Origin of the sequence: Corynebacterium ihumii, from assembly GCF_028609825.1 — a bacterium.
Classification (GTDB): domain Bacteria; phylum Actinomycetota; class Actinomycetes; order Mycobacteriales; family Mycobacteriaceae; genus Corynebacterium; species Corynebacterium afermentans.
Genome location: NZ_CP063190.1, coordinates 462340 through 484275 on the forward strand (window position 1 = coordinate 462340; position 21936 = coordinate 484275).

General features: G+C 64.8%; 22 protein-coding genes. 13 read left to right on the forward strand and 9 right to left on the reverse strand.

The annotated features are described in order from the left end of the window. The first annotated feature begins 775 nt into the window (after window positions 1-775). Both CIHUM_RS02330 and CIHUM_RS02335 read left to right on the forward strand, forming a co-directional pair. Complete coding sequence (locus tag CIHUM_RS02330) at window positions 776-1270, forward strand: PH domain-containing protein (protein ID WP_243427116.1); 495 nt, start codon at window positions 776-778, stop codon at window positions 1268-1270. After that, entirely contained in the window at window positions 1267-2670 is a 1404-nt protein-coding gene (locus tag CIHUM_RS02335) for a PH domain-containing protein (protein ID WP_051106266.1), read from the forward strand. Before CIHUM_RS02330 ends, CIHUM_RS02335 begins: the two co-directional genes overlap by 4 nt. On the opposite strand, the gene CIHUM_RS02340 is transcribed toward CIHUM_RS02335, so the two are convergent. Continuing rightward, window positions 2617-3081, reverse strand: coding sequence for a tRNA (cytidine(34)-2'-O)-methyltransferase (locus CIHUM_RS02340; RefSeq protein WP_034997376.1), 465 nt, complete (start codon window positions 3079-3081; stop codon window positions 2617-2619). The genes CIHUM_RS02335 and CIHUM_RS02340 overlap by 54 nt on opposite strands. Window positions 3082-3105: 24 nt before the next feature. Here CIHUM_RS02340 and CIHUM_RS02345 point away from each other — a divergent pair, with 24 nt between their 5' ends. The 6 genes from CIHUM_RS02345 to CIHUM_RS02370 all read left to right on the forward strand — a co-directional run bounded on the left by CIHUM_RS02345 (window position 3106) and on the right by CIHUM_RS02370 (window position 8974). Next, a complete protein-coding gene (locus CIHUM_RS02345; protein ID WP_034997377.1) occupies window positions 3106-3978 on the forward strand; it encodes a bifunctional methylenetetrahydrofolate dehydrogenase/methenyltetrahydrofolate cyclohydrolase in 873 nt (290 codons plus the stop codon). A gap of 48 nt (window positions 3979-4026) precedes the next feature. Then, window positions 4027-4377 carry a DUF3017 domain-containing protein gene (locus CIHUM_RS02350; RefSeq protein ID WP_051106267.1) on the forward strand — a complete coding sequence of 117 codons (351 nt, stop codon included), beginning with the start codon at window positions 4027-4029 and terminating at the stop codon, window positions 4375-4377. 135 nt (window positions 4378-4512) lie between these two features. Then, window positions 4513-5472, forward strand: coding sequence for an ABC transporter ATP-binding protein (locus CIHUM_RS02355; RefSeq protein WP_243427117.1), 960 nt, complete (start codon window positions 4513-4515; stop codon window positions 5470-5472). A 32-nt stretch (window positions 5473-5504) separates the two neighbouring features. Then, window positions 5505-6566 carry an ABC transporter substrate-binding protein gene (locus tag CIHUM_RS02360; RefSeq protein ID WP_273680230.1) on the forward strand — a complete coding sequence of 354 codons (1062 nt, stop codon included), beginning with the start codon at window positions 5505-5507 and terminating at the stop codon, window positions 6564-6566. 9 nt (window positions 6567-6575) lie between these two features. Continuing rightward, the gene (locus CIHUM_RS02365) at window positions 6576-8234 is read left to right on the forward strand and encodes an ABC transporter permease (protein WP_034997381.1); all 1659 of its coding nucleotides are present in this window, start codon (window positions 6576-6578) and stop codon (window positions 8232-8234) included. A 74-nt stretch (window positions 8235-8308) separates the two neighbouring features. Further along, window positions 8309-8974, forward strand: coding sequence for a metallophosphoesterase family protein (locus tag CIHUM_RS02370; RefSeq protein WP_051106269.1), 666 nt, complete (start codon window positions 8309-8311; stop codon window positions 8972-8974). Here CIHUM_RS02370 and metX read toward each other — a convergent pair. Continuing rightward, on the reverse strand, window positions 8971-10107 hold the full coding sequence (metX, locus tag CIHUM_RS02375) for a homoserine O-acetyltransferase MetX (RefSeq protein WP_034997383.1): 1137 nt from the start codon (window positions 10105-10107) through the stop codon (window positions 8971-8973). The two genes, CIHUM_RS02370 and metX, sit on opposite strands and share 4 nt — an antisense overlap. Further along, window positions 10108-11442, reverse strand: coding sequence for an O-acetylhomoserine/O-acetylserine sulfhydrylase (locus tag CIHUM_RS02380; protein WP_034997384.1), 1335 nt, complete (start codon window positions 11440-11442; stop codon window positions 10108-10110). A 187-nt stretch (window positions 11443-11629) separates the two neighbouring features. Between CIHUM_RS02380 and CIHUM_RS02385 the strand changes: the two genes are divergently transcribed. Continuing rightward, window positions 11630-12508 (forward strand): DUF559 domain-containing protein, encoded by an 879-nt coding sequence (locus CIHUM_RS02385; RefSeq protein WP_158293360.1) that lies wholly within the window; start codon window positions 11630-11632, stop codon window positions 12506-12508. A 247-nt stretch (window positions 12509-12755) separates the two neighbouring features. Here CIHUM_RS02385 and CIHUM_RS02390 read toward each other — a convergent pair whose 3' ends face one another. Further along, window positions 12756-14933 (reverse strand): NADP-dependent isocitrate dehydrogenase, encoded by a 2178-nt coding sequence (locus tag CIHUM_RS02390; RefSeq protein ID WP_034997385.1) that lies wholly within the window; start codon window positions 14931-14933, stop codon window positions 12756-12758. Window positions 14934-15024: 91 nt separating this feature from the next. On the opposite strand from CIHUM_RS02390, the gene CIHUM_RS02395 reads away from it, so the two are divergent. The 4 genes from CIHUM_RS02395 to bsaP all read left to right on the forward strand — a co-directional run bounded on the left by CIHUM_RS02395 (window position 15025) and on the right by bsaP (window position 18111). Continuing rightward, on the forward strand, window positions 15025-15948 hold the full coding sequence (locus tag CIHUM_RS02395) for an exodeoxyribonuclease III (protein WP_034997387.1): 924 nt from the start codon (window positions 15025-15027) through the stop codon (window positions 15946-15948). Window positions 15949-15950: 2 nt separating this feature from the next. After that, complete coding sequence (locus CIHUM_RS02400; RefSeq protein WP_051106271.1) at window positions 15951-16742, forward strand: trimeric intracellular cation channel family protein; 792 nt, start codon at window positions 15951-15953, stop codon at window positions 16740-16742. A 119-nt stretch (window positions 16743-16861) separates the two neighbouring features. Then, entirely contained in the window at window positions 16862-17908 is a 1047-nt protein-coding gene (gene bioB, locus CIHUM_RS02405) for a biotin synthase BioB (protein ID WP_034997388.1), read from the forward strand. Further along, window positions 17908-18111 (forward strand): biotin synthase auxiliary protein BsaP, encoded by a 204-nt coding sequence (gene bsaP, locus CIHUM_RS02410; RefSeq protein ID WP_034997390.1) that lies wholly within the window; start codon window positions 17908-17910, stop codon window positions 18109-18111. Before bioB ends, bsaP begins: the two co-directional genes overlap by 1 nt. 16 nt (window positions 18112-18127) lie before the next feature. Here the strand turns inward: bsaP and CIHUM_RS02415 are convergent, their stop codons facing one another. The 5 genes from CIHUM_RS02415 to CIHUM_RS02435 all read right to left on the reverse strand — a co-directional run bounded on the left by CIHUM_RS02415 (window position 18128) and on the right by CIHUM_RS02435 (window position 21935). Beyond that, window positions 18128-18811, reverse strand: coding sequence for a hypothetical protein (locus tag CIHUM_RS02415; RefSeq protein ID WP_034997391.1), 684 nt, complete (start codon window positions 18809-18811; stop codon window positions 18128-18130). Next, window positions 18808-19491: an ATP-binding cassette domain-containing protein gene (locus tag CIHUM_RS02420; protein ID WP_034997393.1), complete on the reverse strand. Its 684-nt coding sequence runs from the start codon at window positions 19489-19491 to the stop codon at window positions 18808-18810. Before CIHUM_RS02420 ends, CIHUM_RS02415 begins: the two co-directional genes overlap by 4 nt. Then, window positions 19488-19841, reverse strand: a complete 354-nt coding sequence (locus tag CIHUM_RS02425) for a GntR family transcriptional regulator (RefSeq protein WP_034997395.1) — start codon at window positions 19839-19841, stop codon at window positions 19488-19490. The genes CIHUM_RS02420 and CIHUM_RS02425 overlap by 4 nt, the downstream gene beginning before the upstream one ends. An 85-nt stretch (window positions 19842-19926) precedes the next feature. Next, on the reverse strand, window positions 19927-21726 hold the full coding sequence (locus CIHUM_RS02430; RefSeq protein WP_034997396.1) for an acetyl/propionyl/methylcrotonyl-CoA carboxylase subunit alpha: 1800 nt from the start codon (window positions 21724-21726) through the stop codon (window positions 19927-19929). A 14-nt stretch (window positions 21727-21740) separates the two neighbouring features. Next, window positions 21741-21935: a hypothetical protein gene (locus tag CIHUM_RS02435; RefSeq protein WP_034997398.1), complete on the reverse strand. Its 195-nt coding sequence runs from the start codon at window positions 21933-21935 to the stop codon at window positions 21741-21743. Window position 21936: the final 1 nt, after the last annotated feature.

Here is a 21936-nt window from a genome sequence, read left to right on the forward strand (position 1 = left end):
TTTGAAAACTGCTGGGCCGAATCCTACCCATGATGATTATGTGGCTGGATTAAGTTTTGGATCGTGGACACAGCTGTTGCCGGTGTCCCACTACCAAAACGACAGAAATCCTCGGCACGTGCTGTGGGTCGAAGCGATCCGTCCACGGTTAAAACACGCGGACGAGACGAACTTTTCTTCTCGAGCGAATAATTTGCGGACCATCCGAAACCGAGCTTCGCATCACAGACCGATTATTTCGGAGGAGAATGCAGTGAGACAGGCGCACCAAGACAGCGTGGAACTCTGCAAAATGATTAATCCGAAACTTGGTGAGTGGCTTCGGCGTGAACGCTGGATTTTAGAAGCGCTCAACCAGTCACCACTGAAATGAGGACAGCCCCCACAACTGAGGTGGGGGCCGTTGCCTATTCGCCGGAAAACCCGGCTCTGTGGGAGAGATCGTACAGTGCGAAACAGGAGGTCGCAACTGTTAGGCACCCGAGGCGCCCCGGCCGGACAGGTGGCGTGAGCGCTGGGGTGGCCACCGAACAGTGTGTAGTCCATACGGGTCCCGGGATTTCCGGTGACAGGCGCGTGACCGGGGCGGGTGTGCCGGGTGTTGGCTGTGGATGCTTACTCCAGGATGCTTACCGCTCGAGGATGCTTACTTCTAAACGCTTACTTCTCGAGAGAGCCAGGGCAGTACAGGGCGCCGCACTCGATGGGTAAGCATCCTGGAGTAAGCATCTACGCCGGAACAGCCCCATCGCGCCGGGCTGGTAGCGTGAGCGCCATGTCAGACGCGCCGCTGCAGCCTTTGCCCACCTCGGTGGAGACCATGCACAAGGTCTCCACGAAGCTGATGTGGCCGCAGTTGGTCAGCAACGCCATCTGGGCGCTCATTGTCTGCGGTGGGCTCTACCTCTGCTACCGCGAGTGGGGCTGGGGTTTTCTCATCCCGCTGGGTATTTTCGGCGTCTTTTTCATCTGGCGGTTCTTCCTTATCCCGTTCCAGGTGCGCAACATGGGCTGGCTGGAAACGGACAATGAGCTGGTGTTGAGCAAGGGCAAGATGTTTCACACCATCACGGTGATCCCGTACGGGCGCATCCAGTTCGTGGACGTGGAGTCCGGGCCGATTTCCCGCTCCCTCGGCCTGAAGGAGCTGAAGGTGCACACGGCGTCCAGCTCGTCGGATTCGGATCTTCCGGGCCTGCTCGCCGAGGACGCCGACGCGCTGCGCGACCGCCTGGCCGTCAAAGCCCGCGAGCGGATGAGCGGCCTGTGAGTACCGCGAGCAACCAGCGCAACCTCCACACCACCCCCGGCATGGAGGGCTACCGCCGCATCCACCGTCTCACCCCGCTGCTTCGCGTGTGGGCGTTCGTGCTGGCCCTGGCCACGATTGCGCTGTTCAACTTCACCATGCCCATCTACCACTGGGCGCAGCGCGAAAACGTCGGCGCACGCGAGATCGCGTGGGCGGCGGCGGGTGCCGTTGCCGCGCTCGCGGTGATTTTCGCGGTCTCCCAGATTTGGTGGCGCCGCAGCGGCTTCAAAATCGGCGAGGAGGAGGTGGAGGTGCGCCGCGGCGTGCTCACCAACCAGGTCCGCGCCGCGCGTTTCGACCGCATCCAGGCCGTCGACGTCATTGAATCCTTCGCGCCGCGGCTTTTCGGCCTCGCGTCGGTGCGCATCGAGGCCGCCGGTAACGCGCAATCCGCCATCGATATCACCTACCTGCCGCGTGATGAAGCGGAGGAGGTGCGCGCGCAACTGCTGCGCCGCATTGGGGGACCGCAGAAGCAGTTGCCTATCGACGCCTCCGGCCCGAACCTCGTCCCCCCAATCCCCATCCGCAGGTCGCTCATCGGCACCGCGTTCCAGATGTCCACGCTGTTCACCATCGCGTGGGCGTTCGTGCCGATTTGGACGGACCTGACCGCCGCGGCGATCATCCCGGTACTGGTGGGTTTTTTGCCAAGGATCTGGCGCACCATCGACCAGTCCTGGCGGTTCACCTGCACCAAGGAAGGGGAGATGTTCCACCTCACGTACGGGCTGGCCAACCGCCGCCGTCAGGCGGTGCCGCGCTCGCGCATCCACGCGGTGCAGCTGCGTCAGCCGATGTTCTGGCGGCTGTTTGGCTGGTGGACAGTCTCCGTTGTGGTGGCCGGCTACGGCTCGGAGGGCAACAAGCAGACCGGCACCTCGAAGCTTCTGCCGGTGGGCACGTGGGAGCAGGCGAAGGCGGTGGTGGACGCCATCGGGCCGATGACCGGGGACGAGCTGACGGACCTATCCGCAGCCGATTACCGCTCGCCGCGCAGCGCACGGTGGGTCTCGCCGATCGATTGGAAACGCCAGACCGTCACCATCCGCGACGGCGCCGTCGCGGCGACCGCCGGCCGGCTGGGCCGCTGGTACCAGATGGTGGAAACGCCTCACATCCAGGAGCTGGCCTTCGAGCAGGGCCCGCTGCAGCGCGCCCTCGGCCTCGCCAATGTCGACCTCGACATGGTGCCCGGCCCGTTCAGTGTCTCCTTGCGCGATGTGGGGGAGGTGCAGGCACGTGAAATCGTCGATAAGCTGCGGGCCCGCAAGCTCCCACCGATGCAGGTGACGGACCCCTTGTCAGATACCGCCGAGGAAGCCGAGCTGGCGCCACGCCTCGTAGACGGCGACTGACGCGGAGTTGGTCAGATTCATGCTGCGCCGCGCCGGTAGCATCGGGATGCGCACTTCGCGCGTGATCCGCGGGTGGGCCAGGTGTACTTCCGGGATGCCGTTTGCTTCGTTGCCGAACAGCAACGCGTCGCCGTCCTGGTAGGACACGTCGTGGAAGTGGTGCTCGGTGTGCGTGGTGAACGCGAAGATGCGGGAATCTGGGATGGAATCAAAACAGGCATCGATGTCCGGGTGGATGATCACATCCGCCAGGTCATGGTAGTCCAGGCCAGCGCGTTGTAAGTGCTTGTCGTCGAAGTTGAAGCCGAGCGGCTCGACAAAGTGCAGTTGCGCGCCGGTGTTCGCGGCCAGACGAATTGCCGCGCCGGCGTTGCCGCCGATGGCCGGGTTGTCGTAGATCAGGTGGAGCACGCCTGACAGTCTAGGATTGGGGCCGTGACTGCGATCAAACTGGACGGAAAACTCTACCGCGAGGAGATTTTCGCGGATTTGAAGTCGCGCGTGGCTCGTCTCAAAGCTGAGCACGGCGTGACCGCGGGCCTGGCGACGGTGCTCGTCGGCGAGGACCCCGCCAGCCAGAACTACGTGCGCATGAAGCACAAGGACTGCGAGGAACTCGGCATCGCGTCCATTATGAAGGAGCTGCCGGGCGACTGCACCCAGGAGGAGCTGGAGCAGCTTATCAGCGAGCTGAACCACGACCCGGCCGTCACCGGCTACATCGTGCAGCTGCCGCTGCCCAAGCACCTGGATGAAAACCGCATTCTGGAGCTGATTGACCCGGCGAAGGACGCCGACGGCCTGCACCCGGTCAACCTGGGCAAGCTGGTGCTCAACGAGCCTGCGCCGCTGCCCTGCACCCCGAACGGCTCCATCAAGCTGCTCGAGCGCTTCGGCGTGGATTTGAACGGCGCGATCGTGTGCGTGATCGGCCGCGGCGTGACGGTGGGCCGCCCGATTTCGCTGATGCTCACCGCCCGCGACGTCAACGCCACCACGGTGCTGTGCCACACCGGCACCAAGGACCTCGCCGCGGAGACCCGCCGCGCGGACGTGATCATCGCCGCCGCCGGCAAGCCACACATGATCACCGCGGACATGATCAAGGAAGGTGCCGCGCTTCTCGACGTCGGCGTCTCCCGCATCGACGGCAAAACCGTCGGCGACCTGCACCCGGACGTGTGGGAGAAGGCCGGCTGGGTCTCTCCGAACCCGGGTGGAGTGGGCCCGATGACGCGCACGTTTTTGGTGCGCAACATCGTGGAAAACGCAGAACGTCAGGCCGGCATCGGCCAGGGCGCCAGCTAGGGTGCCGGTTTGGCAAGTAGCAGGATCCAGCTGCCGGGGAGCGACCGGATGAACGACCGGTTGAACACCGAGCTTCCCGACGGACCCACGCTGGACAACCCCCACGACCGCGGCGCGGCCGCCTCGCCGCTGCCCGCGGCGGTGCAGCGCGCAATGGGCGCGCTGTTCGTAGTGGGGTTCGTGCTCTCCGGTGTCTACGCCGCCACGGAGCACTGGCGCCGCGCCACGTTCACGCTCGGCGCGGCCATGTTGTGGCTGACCGTGATGCGCCTGACCTGCGATTCGAAGGTGATCGGCCTGGTGGCGGTGCGCTCGAGGCGCTTCGACGCGCTGTTTACCACCGCCCTCGGCGCGGCCATGCTGTGGCTGTCCTGGTCGGTGGACTCGCTCGGGTCGTAGCGCCAGAAGTTCACTTCGCGTTCACCTGAGCGTCGGTTTGACGTCGGCAGGCGGTAACCTGGCTCCTCTACTGTGGCACGGGTGAATTCTGGTAACAGTGCTGAAAAAATTGCAAACGAAACGGCTCAAGTCTCTTTGAGGGGAATCCGTCGTGAGTTTGCGGACGGCACTGGGCTCCACGAGACCTCCCTGGACATGGCGAACGGCGAGTTCGTTTCCATCCTCGGCCCCTCCGGCTGCGGCAAGTCCACCCTGCTGCGCTGCATCGCGGGCCTGGAAACCCCGGACGCGGGCGTGATCGAGTTCGCCGGCCGCGAAGTCTTCGGCCCCGGCACCAACGTGCCGGTGAACAAGCGCAACCTCTCCATGGTGTTCCAGGACCTCGCACTGTGGCCGCACATGACGGTGGCCAAAAACGTCGAGTTCCCGCTGACCACCGGCAAGCAGAAGGTGTCCAAGGCCGAGCGCGATAAGCGCGTGGCTCGCGCGATGGACATGGTGGGCATCGGCGCGAAGGCCGAGCAGCGCCCCAACGAGCTCTCCGGCGGCCAGCAGCAGCGCGTCGCTATCGCGCGTGCGCTCGTCTCCGGCCCGGAGCTTTTGCTTATGGACGAGCCTCTGTCCGCTCTCGACGCAGCCCTGCGCACCCAGATTCGCTCGGAGCTGACCCGCCTGGCCTACGAGCTCAACCTCACCGTCGTTTACGTCACCCACGACCAGTCTGAGGCGCTTGCCATGTCGGACCGCGTTGCGGTGATGCACGCCGGCAACGTCGTGCAGTTCGCGGACCCGGTGGAGCTCTACGACCATCCCGCGGACGACTTCGTCGCCGGTTTCGTCGGCGTGACCAACACCCACGAGACCCTCCCGTCGAACCGGCCGGAGGACCTCGAGGTCACCCCGCTGCATGGAAAGCGACCGGATCCACTTCCGGCGAACTCCATTGTCGGCGAGGTGGTGGAAAGCCAGTACACCGGCGGGCGCTACGAAATCCGAAGCGTCGTACCGGGTGCGCCGGAGCCGTGGCTGGCCTACACCAGGCACCGCTTGGGCCGCGGCGACGACGTGTTGCTGACGGTCACCCCACGTTCCTAATCCCGTTTCTTTCTATTTAGGAGTTTCCCAACATGAAGAAGTTCATCGCCGCCCTTGCGGGCGCATCCGCCGCGTTCGGCCTGGTGGCCTGCGGCTCCGTCGAGTCCAGCGACAACGCCGAGTCCACCGGCGCGAACAACGAGACCGTCTCCGCCGACGAGTGGAAGGCCCCGGAGGGCCTGTCCGGCTCCATCGACTACTACTCCGCAAACCCGCAGGGCCTGACCGACGCGCTCGTCGAGGCCTTCCAGGACCGCACCGGCGTGACCGTCAACGTGTTCGCCGGCACCACCGGCGAGGTCACCGCCAAGATCAAGGCCGAGGAAGCGAACCCGCAGGCCGACGTGGTCTACCTGGCGTCCTGGAACGCCGCCAACAAGCAGGCTCAGACCGGTGCCCTGGAGTCCTACAAGCCGGAGAACATCGAGGATGCCAACGCCGATTGGAACGCAGACGACGACACCTTCCACGGCCGCGACGGCTCCGCACTCGCCCTGGTTGCGAACACCGATGTGGTCTCCGACATCCCCTCCGACTGGGAGGATCTGACGGACCCGAAGTACGCCGATCAGGTAATCATGCCGGACCCGCGTGAGTCCGGCACCGCCGCCGACCTGCTCACCGCCATGATCTCCGAGTGGGGCGAGGACAAGACCTGGGAGCTGTTTGACAAGCTCTTCGACAACGGCATGATCGTCCAGGGCGCCAACGGCCCGGCGCTTGACCAGGTCACCTCGGGCTCCAAGGGCATCGTCTTCGGCGGCGTGGACTACTCCGCCTACTCCGCCAAAGGCAAGGGCGAGCCGCTGGAGATTGTCATCCCGTCCTCCGGCACCACTGTGACCCCGCGCCCGGTACTGATCATGAAGTCCTCCGACAACATGGACGCCGCCAAGGCTTTCGTGGACTTCATGTTCTCCGAGGAGGCGCAGCAGATCTCCGCATCGAAGAACATGATCCCGTCCAACAAGAACGTGGACCCGAAGAACGGCCCGAAGCTGGCGGAGATCAACCAGATCTCCGACGACTGGGCCGCCATCTCCAAGGAGTCCAAGAACGTCCGCGAGCAGTTCGCTGACCGCTACCTGAAGTAACAGGCACCAATGACGACGAAGACGAAAGCCAACCCCGGGGTCTATCCGGTACTGCTCATCCTGCTGGTCCTGGTCGCGGCACCGCTGGTGTCCGTCCTGGTCACAGCCGTGACCGGCTACCGGGGCGAAGACTCAGCCCTGGATAGCCTTTTGCGTCCGGAGATGCTGCGCGTCATCCGCAACACGGTCTGGCTTTCCGTCCTCGTCGTTTTTTTCGCCACCCTTTTCGCGGCACCGCTGGCATTCTTCCGCGCCTGGACGTCCATGCGGCGCGCCGGGTGGGTGGAAGTGCTGGTCATGGTGCCGTTTATGACCCCGCCGTTCGCCGCGGCAATGGCGTGGATGGACTTCACCCGCCTGCGCGGCGTGGCGGACATGCTTTTGGGCCTCACGCTTGGCGACGCCGTCCGGTCCGCCATCAACTCAGTGTGGGGCATGGGCTTCATCATGGCCGCCGAACTATTCCCGTTCCTCTACCTGATCCTGCGCAACGCGTTCGCGTCGATCCCCGCCTCGCAGCTGGAGATGGCGCAGGTGGCGGGTGCTAGCCGGTGGCAGCAGTTCAGCCGCGTGGTCGTCCCCGCGGTAGTCGGGCCCTATTCGCTCGGCGCACTGATCGTCTTTATCAAGGCCGCCGGCGAGTTCGGCACCCCGGTCACCCTCGGCAATGCGATCGGCTACGAGGTGCTCGTCTCCTCGATCTACCAGGACGTGACCATCGACCCGCTGAACTTCTCCAAAGCGGCGGCGTCCTCGAGCGTGCTGTTCACCCTCGGCGTGATGGCGTGGGCGGTGCAGCAGTGGGTCGGCCGCGGGGTGCTTGCCTCCGGCGGCAGGGTGTCGAGGGAGGTCAACCTTCGGCCGTCGAGAGGCATGATGGCCCTTGCCTGGGTGTACACCGCGCTCGTGTTCACCTTGACCGTGTTCATCCCGTACATTTCCATCATTTTGGCGGCGATGACCATCCTGCGCTCCAAGCCGCCGACACTGGACAACCTCACGTTCGACTATTTCCAGATCGTGCTGAGCATGCCGTCCGGCCAGGAGGCGCTGACGCGCTCCATCGCGCTTGGCGCAATCGGCGCGACCACCGCGGTGATGCTGGCGCTGGCGGTGACAGTGTTTACCATGCGCAGCCGCCGCTGGCCCGCGCGCTTCTCCGACTTTTTGGCCGTCGCCCCGGACACCGTGCCCGGCATCGTGCTGGCCATCGGCTTCATCCTGCTGTGGAACTCGCCGAAGCTGCCCTTTACCCCCTACGGCTCGCAGTTGATCCTGGTAATGGCGTTTACGGTGCTGTTCGTGCCCATGGCGGTGCAGAACATCAAAACTTCCGCCGCCGCCATGTCCCCGACCCTGTCGGAGGCCTCCGCCGTGGCTGGCGCGACATCCTGGCAAACCTTTACCCGCGTCACCCTGCCCATGCTCGCGCCCGGTATCTTCGCCGGCTGGCTGCTCGCGTTCTTCGTGGGCATCCGCGAGCTGGTCATGTCCTCGTTGATACGGCCTACGCGCATCAACCTGCTCGCGCCGTGGATCATGAACCAGTTTGAGCAGGGCCACCGCGCCGAGGCCATGGCAATGACGTTGATCGGCGTGGGCACCTCCACCGTCGTGCTCGTACTGATCCGGTGGTGGCAGGGCAGATACGCCGCACGCGTGCGGTAGCCCGGCCCCATGCGTTCGTAGAGGCCCAACGAGCTGTGGGACAGCAAAGCTCCGCGCCCGGATACCCTGGGGCCATGCCTCACCTTGCAGCCGATCCCATCCTCGTTGTCGCGGACATCCATTTGGGCCGCAAACAACACGGCGACAAGAAGACCGGTCCGGGCATCGAATGGGCCCTTAACACCCTCGGACGCGGCGCGGAGGCGGGGGCGAGGCATTTGGTCATGCTCGGCGACGTGATCGACCGCAAGCGTTTCACCGACGCCACGTATGGCGAGGTCACCCGGTTTTTCCAGCGTGGGCTCGAGTTTTTCGACACCGTCGTGTTCGTCGCTGGCAACCACGACGTGCACCACGACCTCACTGGAACCATTCCGGGTGGCGTGATCGTCGCAAGGCAAGAGCCCCAGACCATCCGAGCGGGCGGGTGGGCGCTGCACACCGCTGCGGTGGAGGTGGACCGGGACCCGCGTGAGATCGTCGCAAAGTTCCCGGCACCGGTGGCAGAAGCGCCGAACCTGGGCCTTCTGCACACCTCGGTGACAGGGGAGTACTCCAACAACCCATGCCTGCCGTGCACCCGCGACGAGCTCGCCGCGTTGGGGTACGGTGCGTGGTTGCTCGGGCATGTGCACGAGCGCATCACGCTTTCCAGCACCCCGTTTGCCGGCTGGGTCGGTATGGGTAGGGCCTACCTGGCCACTTCGGACGGCACCGAGGTGCAGGTCAACGACCTCTAAATGTCGTAAGCGCCGCGCTCTGCTGCGACTTCGCGCGCGGACGGAGTCTCCTTGGTCAGGGTGATGAAGTTGCGCAGGATCTGGTCCATCTGGCGGGCCTCCACTAAGAAGGCGTCGTGGCCGACGGGGGAGGATAGTTTCGCCATGGCGAGCAGGTTGCCCAGGTTGCGCGAGAGGTGTTCCTGCTGGTGGTAGGGGTACAAGATGTCGGTGTCCACGCCCATGATCATGGTCGGCACCGTCGACGAGGCCAGTGCCTTGTTCAGCCCGCCACGGCCGCGGCCCACGTCGTGGCGGTTGAGCGCTTCGGTGAGGGTGACGTAGCTGGCGGCGTCGAAACGCTCGGTGAGTTTTTTGCCCTGATGTTCCAGGTAGGACTGCGCGGCGAAGCGCTGGCCGTCGGCGCGGAAAGGCCCAAGCGGATTTTCGCCCGCCTGGGCGGAGGTGCCGAAGCGCTCGTCGATTTCCAGCTCGCCCCTGTAGGTCAGGTGCGCGATGCGCCGCGCGGCGGCCAGGCCAGCGTTCGGGGCGCAGCCGGTGCCGTGGTAGTCGCCGCCGTGCCAGTCGGGGTCCTGGGTGATGGAGGTGATCTGGGCGGTCTGGATGCCAATCTGCCAGGCGCTGGCACGGGCGGAAACGGCGAGCACCAGCGCGTAATCCACGGTTTCGGGGTAGAGCAGCGTCCACTCCAGGGTGCGCGCGCCGCCCATGGAGCCGCCGATGATGGCGTGGACTCGGCCGATGCCAAGCGCTTCCAAAAACGCGCGTTCGGCGTGCACCATGTCGCGAATGTTGATCGCGGGAAAGCGCGAGCCCCAGGCACCACCGTCCGGGTGTTCGCTGGCAGGCCCGGTGGAGCCGTAGCAGGACCCCAGTGCGTTGGTGCAGATCACGCACCACTCGTCGGTGTCCAGCGCCTTGCCGGGGCCGATGGCCTCGCACCACCAGTCGGCGGCGTCGGAGTCGCCCGTGAGTGCATGCTCGACCAGCAGAATGTTGTTCTTGCCGCCAAGGTCACCACGGGGGACGCCCCACCGTCGATAGGCAATGTGCGCATCCTCGATCACCGCGCCCGCCTCGGTGTGGACGTCGCCGATAGCGACGGTTGCCAGCTCGCCTTCCGCAGACAGCATTTACACCGCCGCGAAGCCGTGCTCGAGGTCCGCGATGATGTCCTCGACGTCCTCGATGCCCACGGACAGGCGCACCGTGGCCTGGGTGATGCCGGCGCGCGCAAGGCCCGCGGCATCCGACTGCGAGTGCGTGGTGGACGCCGGGTGGACCACAAGGGAGCGCACGTCGCCGATGTTGGCCAGGTTGGAGTGCAGCTTCAGCGCGTCGATGAACTTCCAGGCCGCGGTCTTGTCGTCCGCATCGCCGGCGATGTCGAAGGAGAGCACCGAACCGGTGTACTTCAACCCCAGCTTTTCCTGCGTGGCCTTGTACGGCGAGCCCTCCAGGCCTGCGTAGTTGACCTTGGCCACCTTGTCGTGGGCTGCGAGGAACTCGGCGACCTTCTTCGCGTTCGCATTATGCTTTTCGACGCGCAACGCCAACGTATCGATCCCTTGCAGCGCCACCCAGGCATTGAACGGGGAAATCGCCGCACCTGTGTCGCGCAGGAGGCCAGCGCGGGCGCGCAGTGCAAATGCCGGGGCGCCGAGGTCCGCGTATTTCAGGCCGTGGTAGGCCGGGTCCGGGGTGGTAAACAGCGGGAAGACATCCTCGCCGTCGCGCTGGACGGTCCAGTCGAAGGTGCCGCCGTCCACGATCGCGCCGCCGATGGCCGCGCCGTTGCCGGTGTAGAACTTCGTGGTGGAAAGGACCACGATGTCCGCGCCGAGCTCCAGCGGGCGGACGAGCGCCGCGGTGGCCATGGTGTTGTCCACGATCAGCGGGACCTGGTTGTTGTGGGCCACCTCGGAAATGGCCGGGATGTCCAGCACGTCCGCGATCGGGTTGCCGAAGGTCTCGCCGTAGAACGCCTTCGTGTTCGGCTTGACCGCGGCCTGCCAGCTCTCCGGATCGTCCGGGTTCTCCACGAACGTGAAGTCGATGCCCAGCTTCGGCAGCGTGTGCTGGAAGAGCGTCTCGGTGCCGCCGTAGAGGCGCGGGGAGGTGACCACGTGGTCGCCGGCCTGGGCGAGGGTGAGGATCGCGGCGGTTTCCGCGGCCATGCCGGAGGCGAACGCGGTGGCTGCCACGCCGCCCTCCAGGGAAGCGAGGCGGTCCTCCAGCGCGGACTGCGTCGGGTTGGTCAGGCGGGTGTAAATCGGGCCCGCATCCGAGAGGTTGAAGCGGTTCTCAGCGTGCTGGGCGTCGTCGAATACGTAGCTGGTGGTCATGTAGATCGGCTGGTTGCGCGCGCCGTAATCCTGGTCCACCTGCTGGCCGGCGTGGATGGAGCGGGTGCCAAACGACCATTCGCTGGCGTTGGAGTTGTCGTACTTCTGCTTCGAGTTCGTCATGGGGTGCAATGTAGTCCGCTTTGTCTGCCATTGTGTACCAAGCGGTCTATATGGGGTGTGGGCTGTGGGTTTGGCTGAATATAAATCTGCGAGGGAACCGTGGCGGGTTTTCGTGCGTCTAATTCGCATGGGGATGGACCGAGAAGACACGCATGAACTGGGGCGTTGGGAAGAACGGAAAGGGGAGTTGAGGGCGGAGCTCGTCGATAAGCGAAAGCTCACGCACGGCACCTTCCCGGACGGGGAGTTTGTGGAACTGGAACCGGCCGTGTGGTTTCCGGCTGCGACGTGGGGCGAGCTGAGGTACCACGAACGGCAGTGGCTGCGCGTGGAGGCCGCCGCGATGGTGAGCAACGCCGCTGTGCTGGTGGGGCGCTCGGCGGCTCGGAAGCTGGGGATGTGGGTGATTTCAAGCGGGGAGGAACCGGTGGAGGTGGCGCTGCCGTCGCGGAGTGTGTCGCAGAGCAGGGCCCAGAGCGGGCGCTACGCGTTCCGGTTTTCCAAGCTTCGGCGCGACGAGCAGTTGGTTTACGAGGGGCACTGTCTTACTACGCCGATCCGCACGTTCATCGACATCGCCCGCTACCACGGGTTTATCGAAGGGCTCATCGCCGCCGACTACCTCCTGCGGCGCGGCATTGAACGGAACGCGATTGAAAAGGAGATCCGGAAAATGGGGAGGGCGAAGGGGATCGGTGAGGCCCGGAAGTGCCTGGAGCATGCGATCCCGAACTCCGATTCAGCGTACGAGTCCCTGGCCCGGGGGTTGTTGATTGAGGCTGGGATCGGGCCGGTGGTCGCCCAGGCCCAGATCGAGCGCTACTTCGCCGACCTTTTGGTGCAGGGGTGGCTGATCATCGAGATCGACGGCGAAATCAAATACGAGCGCGACGACGCCGGCGAGGTGTGGAAGAAAGAATTCAACCGACAGAAACGGATCGGCAACAAGGGCTACGTGATCCTGCGGTTCGAGTCCAGGCTCCTGCGGGAACAGCCCCACGTGTTTATCGCGGAAGTTCGGGCTGCGCTGGCCGGCACCGAGGTGCTGGCGGCGCGGATGGGTTAGATGCTTACAGCAGGATGCTTACTCGTTGCTAGATGCTTACTCCCAAACGCTTACTTCTCGACGAACCTTCGGCTGGTTCTCGCGCGTTACTCGAGAAATAAGCATCTTCGGGTAAGCATTTAACCGGGGTAAGCATCCTCGGGTAAGCATCCCGAGGCGGGATAGCCGCGCGGGCGAACTACAGCGCAACAAAAAACGGCCGGCACAGGGTGCGAGACCCTGGACGGCCGTTGTTTAGATCAGCGAGCTACTTCTCCAGTTCGTCGATGATCTTGTTGAAGGTTGCGGACGGGCGCATGACCGCGGAGATCTTTTCCTCGTCGGGCCAGTAGTAGCCGCCAAGGTCGGCAGCGTTGCCCTGGGCGTCGAGAAGCTCGCGATCGATGGTCTCGGCGTTGTCGCGCAGGTCCTTAGCGATCGGGCCGAAGACCTCGGCCAGCTCGGCGTCGTCGGACTGAGCGGCCAGCGCCTCTGTCCAGAACAGGGAGAGCCAGAAGTGGGAGCCGCGGTCGTCGATCTCGTTCACCTTGCGCGACGGCGACTTGCCTTCGTCGAGAAGCTTCTCGGTGGCCTTGTCCAGCGCGGCGGCCAGGACGCCGGCCTTGTCATTGCCGTTGGTGTTCTTCTCGTGGCGGAAGGACTCGGCCAGTGCGAGGTACTCACCGAGGGAGTCCCAACGCAGGTGGTTTTCTTCCTCAACCTGCTGGACGTGCTTCGGGGCGGAGCCGCCGGCACCGGTCTCGAACAGGCCGCCGCCGGCCATCAGCGGGACGACGGAGAGCATCTTCGCGGAGGTGCCCAACTCCAGGATGGGGAAGAGGTCCGTGTTGTAATCACGCAGCACGTTGCCGGTCACGGAGATGGTGTCCTCGCCGCGACGGATGCGCTCGATGGAGGTCTTGGTGGCCTCGACCGGGGACTGGATGGAGATGTCCAGGCCCTCGGTGTCGTGGTCCTGCAGGTACTTGTTCACCAGGTCGATGAGGTTGCGGTCGTGTGCGCGTTCCTCGTCGAGCCAGAAGATGGTCTTCATGCCGGACAGGCGTGCGCGGTTAACAGCCAGCTTGACCCAGTCCTGGATCGGGGCGTCCTTGGTCTGGGTGGCGCGCCAGATGTCGCCGGCCTCGACGTCGTGCTCGATCAGCACGTCGCCTGCGGAGTTAACCACCTGGACGGTGCCGTCAGCCGGGATCTTGAAGGTCTTGTCGTGGGAGCCGTACTCCTCGGCCTTCTGCGCCATGAGGCCGACGTTCGGGACAGTACCCATGGTGGTCGGGTCGAAGGCGCCGTTCTCGCGGCAGTCGTCGATAACAGCCTGGTAGACGCCCGCGTAGGAGGAGTCCGGGATGACGGCCAGGGTGTCCTGCTCCTGGTCGTCGGCGTTCCACATGTGGCCGGAGGTGCGGATCATGGCGGGCATGGAGGCGTCGATGATCACATCCGACGGCACGTGCAGGTTGGTGATGCCCTTGTGGGAGTTGACCATGGCGAGCGCCGGGCCGTCGACAAGCTGCTGCTCGAAGGCCTTGCGGATCTCCTCGCCGTTCTCCAGCTCGGGCAGGCCGTCGAGGATGGCGCCGAGGCCGTTCTCGCCGTTGAGGCCAGCCGCCAAAAGCTCCTCGCCGTACTTGTCAAAGACAGGCTTGAAGTAGGCGCGCACGACGTGGCCGAAGATGATCGGGTCGGAGACCTTCATCATGGTGGCCTTCAGGTGCGCGGAGAAGAGCACGCCCTCTTCCTTGGCACGCTTGACGGCCTCCTCCAGGAATGCGTCGAGGGCGGCGGCGGACATGAAGGTGCCGTCGATGACCTCGCCGGCCTGGACCTTCAGGCCCTCCTTGAGCACGGTGCCGTCGGTCATCTTGATGGTGAGGGTGTCCTCGGCCGGGATAATGACGGACTTCTCGTTGTGGCGGAAGTCGCCGGCATCCATGGTGGCGACGTTGGTCTTGGAGTCCTTCGACCATTCGCCCATGGAGTGCGGGTGCTTCTTGGTGTAGTTCTTCACGGCCTCCGGCGCGCGGCGATCGGAGTTGCCCTCGCGCAGTACCGGGTTGACGGCGGAGCCCTTGACGGCGTCGTACTTCTCCTGCGCCTCCTCGTACTCCGGCAGGTCAAAGCCGGCGGCCTGCAGCTCGGCGATGGCCTTCTTCAGCTGCACCAGGGAAGCGGAGATGTTCGGCAGCTTAATGATGTTGGCCTCGGGCTTCTTGGCGAGCTGGCCGAGCTGCGCCAGGGCGTCGTCAAGCTTCTGCTCATCAGTGAGGCGCTCCGGGAACTGGGAGATAATGCGACCGGCGAGCGAGATATCGGCGGTGTCCACGTCGATGCCGGCGCGGGAAGCGAAAGCCTCCACGATCGGCTTGAGGGAGTACGTCGCCAGCAGCGGCGCTTCGTCGGTGCGAGTCCAGATGATTTTAGCCATTGTGCTCCTCATAATTCTGGTTGGCAGTATTCAACCCTTCAGCGTACAGCTTTTGCGTACCGCTTGTTCTGTAATAGGTAGTCTCGGGGGCATGAGTCTCACTATCGCTTCTGTGAATGTCAACGGGATTCGGGCCGCCACGAAGGTCCGTAACGAGCAGAATCTCGGGATGTTGGAGTGGCTGCGGCACACCCCGGCCGAGGTGGTGCTGATGCAGGAGGTCCGCGCGACCGAGGAGCAGGCGCGCGCCGCGCTCGCCCCAGCGCTGGAGGAGGGCTGGGAGCTTCTCGTCGCACCCGCCGAGGCCAAGGGGCGGGCCGGGGTCGGCATTTTGTCGAAGCGCCCGCTTATCGACGCCCAGATCGGCCTCCCCGGCTTCGAAACCGCCGGCCGACTCATCGCCGCCACCCTGCCGGGCGGGGAGCGCGTCGCCTCGCTGTACCTGCCGTCGGGTGCGGCCGAGACCGCGAAACAGGACGAAAAGTACGAGTTCTTGGACCGCTTCGAGCCGCTTCTTCGCGAGTGGGCGACGCAATACCCGCAGATGGTCATCGGCGGCGACTGGAACATCTGCCACCGCCGCGAGGATCTGAAGAATTGGAAGACGAACCGGAAGAAGTCCGGCTTCTTGCCCTCGGAGCGCGCGTTCATGGACTCGGTGTTCGGCGCGTTCCCGGACGAGGCGGCGCAGGATATAGAGGACAAGGCCGCCGCCGGCTGGGCGGGCGCGGTCGAGTACGGCGCGACCGGCACGGTGCCCGCCGCGCGTACGGCCGCGGCCGAGCCGGTGTGGTTCGACGTCGCCCGTCGCTTGTCGCCGGAAGCTGCGCCGTATACGTGGTGGACGTACCGCGGCCAGGCTTTTAATAACGACGCGGGCTGGCGCATCGACTACCAGGCGGCCACCGCCGACATGCTCGCGCGGGCGCAGCGCAGCTGGGTGGAAAAAGCCGAGGCGGTGGAGCTGCGGTGGTCGGACCACTCGCCGCTTCTGGTGGAGTATGCGGAGGGCTGAGCATGATCGCTGACTACTTCGCCGGCTTCAGTACCGCCGATCTGGTGGTAATCCTGTACGTCATCGGGATTGTCGCCGAGTCGATGACGGCGGCCGTCGCTGCTGGCCGGATGCGGATGGATCTGTTCGGCGTGATCACGCTCGGCGCGCTCACCGCGCTCGGCGGCGGCACGGTCCGCGACGTCCTGTTGGGCACCTACCCGCTGACGTGGGTGGAGCAGCCGCTTTACCTGCTCACGGTGATTATCGCGGCCGTGGTGACGGTGCGGGTGAGTTGGCTGCTGGTGCGTCTGCGTCGCAGCTTCCTCGTCGCCGACGCAATCGGCCTGGCCGCCTTCGCAGTGCTGGGTATTCAGACTGCAGTGTCCAACGGCCACGGTTTCATCATCGCGTGCGTGGCCGCGGTGACCACGGGGGTCTCGGGCGGTGTGCTCCGCGACGTGCTCTCGGACCGCGTCCCGCTCGTCTTCCACAAAGAGATGTACGCCTCGGCCGCCGTCATCGGCGTCATGGCGTGGTGGGGGCTTGACTGGCTGGGCGCGCACGAGTGGGTGGTCATCCTGGTCACCCTGACGGCGGTGCTGGGGGTGCGCCTGCTGTCGCTGAAACGGGGCTGGAGCCTGCCCGTCTACGAATACGACGAGGAGGCGGCAGCCGCCTACGATCCACGCGACGCGCTCACCACGTTTTTGTACCAGCGCGCCCGACGCATCCCGGGTGCCCGGACGGCGTACCGGGGCCTGCGGAAGATGCGGCTGCCTCCGCGCAGCGAGCGCCGCCGGCCGGAAAACTAAAACGTTCTCCCCGCCCCCAGATTTGGGGAAGCGGGGCATTTTTCGGGGATTGACTGAACGGTGTTCAAGGTATGCGGTAGCCTTTTGTCAGTCATTACATTGAGAACGGAGTATTACCTATGTCACATGCACCAATTCTTGATATCGCCCGCGAGAAGGCCCTGGAAAAGGGCGAGGGTCTGAACCAGGAGGAGATCCTCCAGGTCCTCCAAGTTCCGGACGAGGACCTGAAGGAACTGCTGGAGATCGCGCACGAAACCCGTATCAAGCACTGCGGCGTGGACGTCTCGCTCGAGGGCATCATCTCCCTGAAGACCGGCGGCTGCCCGGAGGACTGCCACTTCTGCTCCCAGTCCGGCCTATTCGAGTCCCCGGTCCGCGCCGTGACCCTGGACATCAACGAGCTCGTCGAGGCCGCCAAGCAATCCGAGAAGATGGGCGCGGCCGAGTTCTGCATCGTCGCCGCCGTCAAGAGCCCGACCCAGCAGCTGCTCGACCAGGTCGCCGAGGCCGTCACCGCCATCCAAGAGGAAGTGGACATCTCTATTTCCGCCTCCTTGGGTATCCTCACCCAGGACCAGGCGCGCCAGCTCAAGCAGATGGGCGTGTCCCGCTACAACCACAACTTCGAAACCGCGAAGTCCTTCTTCCCCAACGTGGTAACTACCCACACCTGGGAGGAGCGCAAGAACACCCTCGAGTACGTGCTGGCAGAGGGCATGGAAACCTGCTGCGGCGGCATCATCGGCCTGGGTGAGTCCCTGGAGCAGCGCGCCGAGTTCGCCGCCCAGCTCGCCGAGATTGAGCCGCACGAGGTGCCCATGAACTTCCTCGACCCGCGCCCGGGCACCCCGTTCGAGGACCGCCCGCTGGTTCCGCAGGGCGAGGCGCTGCGCGCCGTGGCCGCGTTCCGCCTGGCTATGCCGACCGCCCAGCTGCGCTTTGCCGGCGGCACCGAGCTCGCGCTTGGCGACGACGGCACCGAAGCCGGCCTCCTCGGCGGCGCCAACGCGATTATCGGCGGCAACTACCTGACCACCTTGGGCCGCCCGATCGAGCAGGACCGCGAGGCCGTTGACCGCGTGCTCGATCTGGGCATCACCCCGGTCGGCCAGAAGATGAAGTCCGGCCACGGCGCGCTCTACGACACCATCAAGGCCCTCTAATGCGCGTGCCTGAGAGCACCGAGCTTGCCGACGCCATCCTGTCCGGCGAGCTCCAGCTGCCCGTCAACTCGAACCGCCCCTACGACGCGCCGCGGATCTGCCCGGTCTGCGAGCGCCGCATGGTGGTGAAGATCAGCCCCTTTGGGTGGGAGGCCTGCTGCTCCCGCCACGGGCTGCTGCGCTCGGAGTGGCTGGAGCGGTAGAGGGCGCGAGTGGTTGCTAGGGCACGAAGCGCTTTGTGCTACGAAATGCCACCGCGCTGACGGCGAGTGTGACTAGGCATGCGGCGCATATGCCACTGGCAGCGGCGGTGTCCCAATCGCCTACAGGGGACTCTATTGCCCAGTACAGCGCCACCGCCATGAGGAAGGTGGAAAATGCGGTGATGAGGACGCGCCCGGTGCCGTAGGAGGCGTAGACCAAACCGAGCGCAACCCCCACGATGGCAGCCACGAAGAAGAACGCGATGTGGAGCAGTATCGTTAGGGTCATAGATGTGGTGTCTTGCCCGGCGTTCGCCATGATGTAGACATCGCCGTTCGTGTCCGTCCAGGGTACGTCTGCGCCGTTGGTGAATAAGAACAGGTCATAGGGCTGGTAGTACGGGTTCTTGAACTGGTTGTAGATCGAGGATGCCGCGGTGGACACTCCAAGTACCACCGCAGCAATGACGGCGGTGATTGTTGCCGAGTTCATCCACGCGGAAAAGCTCGCGCCGAGCTGGTTTAACGCGCTCCACTGCGTGCCAGCGAGGGTAAATAGGGCGGTCAGGGCGAAGCCTCCGAAGATGGTCCAGAAGGAACCATCTCCACTGTAGAAACGGCCCAGAGGGGCCAGGATCAGTAATATGGCCAACGCCACCAGGTAGGACAGCGGCTTGAAGGGGCTGAGGAAGAGTTTCATCGTGCGGGCCTTTCTGTCGCAAGGAGGTCGATGAGTTCGGCATCGTCCGGGTATTCGATGGGCAGGTGGACATCGTTCTCACTGATGGGTTCAGCGAAAGTGGCGCGTGTCGTTGGCCCGAGGCTCGCCGTCTCGGCGACGGGGAAGCGGGCGATAAGTTCTTTGATCTCGGCGGTGGGGCCGGTGACCGTCGGAAAACACAGGCGGGCGTCGTCGAGTGGGACAGGGCGCGAGACCTCGTGATCAAATGTCTGCATGACATGGGTGGCCAAACCGGCGAAGTCCTCGGCGCGATGCGACGCCATCACCACGCTGCGCTGCGGGTTCTCCGCGATGTAGTCAATCAGCCGCCGGCGGACCTGTTTGCGGGTGGTGGTGTCGATGCCGTCAAACGGCTCGTCGAGGAGTAGCAGGTCCTTGCCGATGGCTAGGGCTACCTCGATGGTGAGGAGGCGGCGCTGCCCAACGGAGAGGTCCCTGATGCGGGTGTTGGGGAAGTCGAGCTCTACATGTGGGTGGATGGCCGCGACCGCGCGCAGGTGGCCGTCTACGGTCGTGCCCGCAAACTTCGCGTCCGCACCAGCCGGGACAAACGCGGCGTGCGGGCCCATGAGCGTGTGTAGGAAGTGTGTTTTGCCGGCGGCGTTTGGGCCGACCAGCGCGTAGAAGCCGGGGTTCATTGGGTGCGCTCCTTTTCGATCATTGCCGTCAGCTCCTCGGTAGTGATGCCGAGTTGGTTGGCCTCATGTACAAACGGTTGGACAAAATCGCGGGCGAATGCTTCGCGACGCGTACGTAACACCTGCTCACGCGCACTCTCCAGGACGAACATGCCGAGCCCGCGGCGTTTCTCCAGCAGACCCTCGTTGAACAGTTCGGTGAGCGCTTTGGCGGAGGTGGTGGGGTTGACAGAGTGGTAGGCGGAGAGCTCGTTGGTAGACGGCACACGGTCGCCGGGGGCGAGGGTGCCTGCCCCGATGAGGTCACGTAACTCATCTGCTATCTGTAGGTATATGGGTTTACCACTCATGTGAGTAACCATAGAACTGGAAAGCCCGGCGCGTCAAACCCCAATTTTTGACGCGCCGGGTGCGATCCCCGGGAAAGTACAGAAACTACTCGTCGGTGATGTCGAGGAGTGCCGCGCCCTTATCTACATGGCTGCCGGCCTCCACCGCGAGGTTCTTCACAACACCGCTCTTGTGAGCCTTGACCGGGTTTTCCATCTTCATGGCCTCGAGGATGACCACGATGTCACCGGCTTCGACTCGAGCACCTTCGGTGACTTCGGACTTCACCACGGTGCCCTGCATCGGTGCGGTCAGGGTGTCTGCGCTGGCTGCGCCATTGCCGGAACCCTTGCCTCCCGATCCACCGCTACGGGAGCGGCGCTTGCGGTCGCGGCGAGTCAAAGCAGAGGCTCCGAGAAGCAACGTCTCCGGCAGAGTGATCTCGATCGATCGGCCGTTGACCCCGACGGAGACGGTGCGGCGTCGCACCTCATCCTGGTCACTGTCTTCGCCAGCGCCGTCGGACTCGTAGGGCGCGACGTCCGGGTCCCATTCCTCTTCGATCCAGCGGGTGTATACGGCGAATTGGGAGGCGTCGCCGGTGAAGGCGTCGTCGTCAAGCATGCGCTGATGGAAGGGGATGATGGTCGGCATGCCTTCGACCCGGAATTCGGCGAGGGCGCGCTTGGCGCGGGTGATGGCCTGGTCGCGTGTTTCGCCGCGAACGATGAGTTTGGCCAACATCGAGTCGAACTGGCCGCCGATGGTGGAGCCTGCGCGGATGCCGGAGTCGACGCGCACGCCGGGGCCTGCGGGTTCGATGTAGGCGGTGGCGGTGCCGGGCATGGGCATGAAGTTGGTGCCGGCGTCTTCGGCGGTGATGCGGAACTCGAAGGCGTGGCCGGTGGGCTCCAGATCGGCGTCGAAACGCAGCGGCTCGCCGGCGGCGATGCGGAACTGCTCGATGACAAGATCCACGCCGGTGGTTTCTTCGGTGACGGGGTGCTCGACCTGGAGGCGGGTGTTGACCTCAAGGAAGGAGATCAGCCCGTCAGCTCCGACGAGATACTCCACGGTGCCAACGCCCACGTAGCCTGCTTGCTTCGCAATCGCTTTAGCGGACTCGTGGATGCGTTCGCGCTGCTCGTCGGTGAGATATGGGGCGGGGGCTTCCTCGATGAGCTTTTGGAACCTGCGCTGCACGGAGCAGTCGCGGGTGCCAGCGACGATGACGTTGCCGTGCGTATCCGCCAGCACCTGTGCTTCAACGTGGCGGGCGCGGTCGAGGTAGCGCTCCACGAAGCACTCGCCACGGCCGAACGCTGCTTTGGCTTCGCGGGTGGCGGACTCGAACAGTTCGCGGATCTCGCCACGCGTGCGGGCGACCTTCATACCGCGGCCGCCACCACCGTACGCCGCCTTGATAGCCACCGGTAGACCGTGGTTGTCGGCGAATGCGACCACATCGTCGGCGCTGTCTACCGGGTCCTTTGTGCCCGGCACCAGTGGGGCGTCGACCTCTTCAGCGATGCGTCGGGCAGTGACCTTGTCGCCAAGCGCGTCGATGGCCCGCGGCGGCGGTCCGATCCAGGTCAGCCCCTCGTCGATGACGCGCCGGGCGAACTCGGCGTTTTCCGCCAAAAAGCCGTAGCCGGGGTGGACGGCGTCCGCACCGCTGTCGCGGCAAGCCTTGAGCACTTTGTCGATATCCAGATAGCTTTGCGACGACGTCTCGCCACCGATCCCAATCGCCTCATCCGCCATTTCGGTATACGGCGCGTCCTTGTCGGGGTCGGCGTAGATCGCCACGGAGGCAAGGCCTGCGTCGCGGGCTGCGCGGATGATACGGACCGCGATCTCGCTGCGGTTGGCGACGAGGACCTTGCGGAACGGAAAGTCATGCATATGTGCGGTCCTTTCTAGAAGTATGTGACGTTGCCGATGGTTTGCCGGCCGAACGCATCGCCGAACACGTTGTCTTCGTAGGCAGCACCGGCGCCGGCCTCAGTAGCGGAGGTGGCCTGCCAGGTTTGGGCCTCGGCGAGCACGGTGGTCAGTGCTGCCAGTTCGTCGTGGGACAGCGACGTGTCGTCGGTACGAAACAGTGGTGTCATG

What these genes read in the sequence shown, in the direction of transcription:
- CIHUM_RS02330 (WP_243427116.1), top strand. Translation starts at nt 776, where the DNA reads ATGTCAGACGCGCCGCTGCAGCCTTTGCCCACCTCGGTGGAGACCATG.
- CIHUM_RS02350 (WP_051106267.1), top strand. Translation starts at nt 4,027, where the DNA reads ATGAACGACCGGTTGAACACCGAGCTTCCCGACGGACCCACGCTGGAC.
- CIHUM_RS02360 (WP_273680230.1), top strand. Translation starts at nt 5,505, where the DNA reads ATGAAGAAGTTCATCGCCGCCCTTGCGGGCGCATCCGCCGCGTTCGGC.
- CIHUM_RS02365 (WP_034997381.1), top strand. Translation starts at nt 6,576, where the DNA reads ATGACGACGAAGACGAAAGCCAACCCCGGGGTCTATCCGGTACTGCTC.
- CIHUM_RS02370 (WP_051106269.1), top strand. Translation starts at nt 8,309, where the DNA reads ATGCCTCACCTTGCAGCCGATCCCATCCTCGTTGTCGCGGACATCCAT.
- metX (WP_034997383.1), bottom strand. Translation starts at nt 10,107, where the DNA reads ATGCTGTCTGCGGAAGGCGAGCTGGCAACCGTCGCTATCGGCGACGTC.
- CIHUM_RS02380 (WP_034997384.1), bottom strand. Translation starts at nt 11,442, where the DNA reads ATGACGAACTCGAAGCAGAAGTACGACAACTCCAACGCCAGCGAATGG.
- CIHUM_RS02390 (WP_034997385.1), bottom strand. Translation starts at nt 14,933, where the DNA reads ATGGCTAAAATCATCTGGACTCGCACCGACGAAGCGCCGCTGCTGGCG.
- CIHUM_RS02395 (WP_034997387.1), top strand. Translation starts at nt 15,025, where the DNA reads ATGAGTCTCACTATCGCTTCTGTGAATGTCAACGGGATTCGGGCCGCC.
- CIHUM_RS02400 (WP_051106271.1), top strand. Translation starts at nt 15,951, where the DNA reads ATGATCGCTGACTACTTCGCCGGCTTCAGTACCGCCGATCTGGTGGTA.
- bioB (WP_034997388.1), top strand. Translation starts at nt 16,862, where the DNA reads ATGTCACATGCACCAATTCTTGATATCGCCCGCGAGAAGGCCCTGGAA.
- bsaP (WP_034997390.1), top strand. Translation starts at nt 17,908, where the DNA reads ATGCGCGTGCCTGAGAGCACCGAGCTTGCCGACGCCATCCTGTCCGGC.
- CIHUM_RS02415 (WP_034997391.1), bottom strand. Translation starts at nt 18,811, where the DNA reads ATGAAACTCTTCCTCAGCCCCTTCAAGCCGCTGTCCTACCTGGTGGCG.
- CIHUM_RS02420 (WP_034997393.1), bottom strand. Translation starts at nt 19,491, where the DNA reads ATGAACCCCGGCTTCTACGCGCTGGTCGGCCCAAACGCCGCCGGCAAA.
- CIHUM_RS02425 (WP_034997395.1), bottom strand. Translation starts at nt 19,841, where the DNA reads ATGAGTGGTAAACCCATATACCTACAGATAGCAGATGAGTTACGTGAC.
- CIHUM_RS02430 (WP_034997396.1), bottom strand. Translation starts at nt 21,726, where the DNA reads ATGCATGACTTTCCGTTCCGCAAGGTCCTCGTCGCCAACCGCAGCGAG.
- CIHUM_RS02435 (WP_034997398.1), bottom strand. Translation starts at nt 21,935, where the DNA reads ATGACACCACTGTTTCGTACCGACGACACGTCGCTGTCCCACGACGAA.